This window comes from Lapillicoccus sp. (assembly GCF_039935575.1).
GTDB lineage: Bacteria > Actinomycetota > Actinomycetes > Actinomycetales > Dermatophilaceae > Lapillicoccus.
Window position 1 is genome coordinate 1 of record NZ_JBDTKA010000133.1, and the last position, 3,046, is coordinate 3,046.

At 68.0% G+C, this 3,046-nt stretch carries 2 protein-coding genes; both read right to left on the reverse strand.

Annotated elements, in window-relative coordinates; genetic code table 11:
• Positions 1-754: HAD-IIA family hydrolase (locus ABI385_RS16105; protein WP_348104781.1), on the reverse strand; the 754-nt coding region annotated here is incomplete at its 3' end.
• Positions 755-803: 49 nt separating this feature from the next.
• Positions 804-3,038: an NADP-dependent isocitrate dehydrogenase gene (locus ABI385_RS16110; RefSeq protein WP_348104782.1), complete on the reverse strand. Its 2,235-nt coding sequence runs from the start codon at positions 3,036-3,038 to the stop codon at positions 804-806.
• Between the last annotated feature and the right edge of the window lie 8 nt (positions 3,039-3,046).

Sequence of the window (3,046 nt, forward strand, 5' to 3'; positions counted from 1 at the left end):
CTCGTCCGAACTCGTCCACGAGCGGGATGACGTCGGCGATCGAGTCGACGATCCTGGTGGGCCGATAGGGAAAGTGCTCCACCTGCTCGCGCCGCGTCGAGCCCGTCAGTACCAGGACCGTTCGCAGCCCCGCCTCGAGCCCGCTGACGACGTCGGTGTCCATCCGGTCGCCGATCATCGCCGTCGTCTCGGAGTGGGCGTCGATTCGGTTCAGGGCACTGCGCATCATCAACGGGTTCGGCTTGCCGACGAAGTAGGGTTTCCGCCCGGTGGCCTGGGTGATCAGCGCGGCGACCGACCCCGTGGCCGGCATGAGTCCTTCCGGGGACGGGCCCGAGGCGTCGGGGTTGGTCGCGATGAAGCGCGCACCGGCGTCGATCAGGCGGATCGCCTTGGTGATCGCCTCGAACGAGTAGGTCCGTGTCTCGCCGAGCACCACGTAGTCGGGGTCGCGCTCGGTCATCGTGTAGCCAACCTCGTGCAACGCCGTCGTCATCCCCGACTCGCCCACGACATATGCCGACCCGCCCGGTCGCTGGTCGGCGAGAAAGGCGGCGGTCGCCAGTGCCGACGTCCAGATGACCTCCTCGGGGAGCTCGATACCACTGCGGGACAATCGAGCTCGCAGGTCTCGAGGCGTGTAGATCGAGTTGTTCGTGAGGACCAGGAAGCGTCGCTCCATCTCGACGAGCCGGGTGATGAACTCGGCGGCCCCCGGGATCGCCTGCTCCTCGTGCACGAGGACCCCGTCCATGTCCGTCAACCAGCACTCGACGGGCTTGCGCTCGGTCACAGTGCGTCGCTCAGCCGAGTGACTCGGAGCGCGCCGCCAGCAGAGCGAGTGCTGCGTTGAAGGTTGCCGACGGGCGCATCACGTTGCTGGCGAGAGCCACGTCCGGTCGGTAGTAGCCACCCAGGTCGACCGCCGACCCCTGGAGCCCGATCAGCTCGGACTCGATGGCGTCGACACCGGACGCGAGGGCCTCGGCGACCGGAGCCATCGCCTCGGAAAGGGCGGTGTCGTCGTCCTGTTTGGCCAGCTCCTGCGCCCAGTAGAGCGCCAGGTAGAGGTGGCTGCCGCGGTTGTCGATCTCTCCGACGCGTCGGCTCGGCGACTTGTTCTCGGTGAGGAGGGTCTCGGTGGCGAGGTCGAGCGTGTTCGCGAGCACGGCGGCTCGGGGGTTGTCCGTCGAGGTCGCGAGGTGCCGGAAACTCTCGGCGAGGGCCATGAACTCCCCGAGGCTGTCCCAGCGCAGGTGGTTCTCGGCGACCAGCTGCTGGACATGCTTGGGTGCCGAACCGCCGGCACCGGTCTCGAAGAGGCCACCGCCGGCCATCAACGGCACCACCGAGAGCATCTTGGCGCTCGTGCCGAGCTCGAGAATCGGAAACAGGTCGGTGAGGTAGTCACGAAGCACGTTGCCCGTGACGGAGATCGTGTCCTCCCCCTTGCGGATGCGCTCCAGCGATGTGGCGATCGCGTCGACGGGCGCGGCAATGGAGATGTCCAGTCCATCGGTGTCGAGCTCTGCCAGGTATGCCTCGACCTTGGCGATGAGGTTCGCGTCGTGCGCACGTGAGGCGTCCAGCCAGAAGATCGCAGGCGTCTGCGACGCCCGCGCCCGCGTGACGGCGAGCTTGACCCAGTCGCGGATCGGAGCGTCCTTGGTCTGGCAGGCCCGCCAGATGTCTCCCGTCTGGACCTGGTGCTCCATGAGCACCGTGCGGGCGCTGTCGAGAACCCGGACGCTGCCCTCCCCGGCCATGACGAAAGTCTTGTCGTGGCTGCCGTACTCCTCGGCCTGCTGGGCCATCAGACCGACGTTGGGCACCGAGCCCATTGTGGTCGGGTCGAAGGCCCCGTGCGCCCGGCAGTCGTCGATGACGACCTGGTAGATGCCGGCATACGAGCTGTCGGGGATGACCGCCAACGTGTCGGCCTCGGCCCCGTCCGGACCCCACATATGGCCCGAGGCGCGGATCATCGCCGGCATCGAGGCGTCGACGATCACGTCGCTCGGCACGTGCAGGTTGGTGATCCCCTTGTCGGAGTTGACCATCGCAAGCGGCGGGCCGTCGGCGAGGCCCTGCTTGATCGCCGCCCTGACCTCGTCGCCCTGCGGGAGGGCCGAGAGACCGGCCAGGATCCCGCCCAGCCCGTTGGTGGGATCGAGCCCGGCTGCGGCCAGCGTGTCGCCGTATCGGGCGAAGACGTCGGGGAAGAAGGCGCGCACGACGTGGCCGAAGATGACCGGGTCGGAGACCTTCATCATCGTGGCCTTGAGGTGCACGGAGAAGAGCACGCCGTCGGCCTTGGCGCGGGCGATCTGGGCCGCAAGGAACGCGTCGAGCGCTGCCGCCTCCATCACGGTGGCGTCGACCACCTCGCCGGCGAGCACCGGGAGCCTCCCGACGAGAGTCGACGAGGTGCCGTCCGGCGCGACGAACCTGATGCTCAGGGTGTCGTCGGCGGCCATGACCACCGACTGCTCGTTTGAGCGGAAGTCGTGCTCAGCCATGGTGGCCACATTGGTCGTCGAGCTCGGTGACCAGGCCCCCATCGAATGTGGATGGCGGCGGGCGTAGTTCTTCACTGCCGCCGGAGCTCGACGGTCGGAGTTCCCCTCGCGCAGAACGGGGTTGACTGCACTGCCTTGGACCCGGTCATACCGTCGGCGGATCTCACGCTGGTCCTCGGTCGACGGCTCGTCGGGGTAGTCAGGCACGTCGACGCCCTGGCCCTGCAGCTCGGCGACCGCCGCTTTGAGCTGGGGAACGGAGGCGGAGATGTTGGGCAGCTTGATGATGTTCGCCTCGGGCGTGCTCGCCAGCTCGCTCAGCTCTGCCAGGGCGTCGCCGGTCGCCTGGTCGGCCGGGAGCCGGTCCGAGAACGCCGCCACGATGCGACCCGACAAGGAGATGTCGCGAGTCTCGACCACCACGCCTGCGGTCGACGCATACGCCTCGATCACCGGCAGGAGGGAGTAGGTCGCCAGCAGCGGCGCCTCATCGGTGAGCGTGTAGATGATCGTGCTCATGGGTTCGA

Coding starts and splice junctions, on each gene's coding strand:
- ABI385_RS16110 (WP_348104782.1), bottom strand. CDS start 3,038: ATGAGCACGATCATCTACACGCTCACCGATGAGGCGCCGCTGCTGGCG.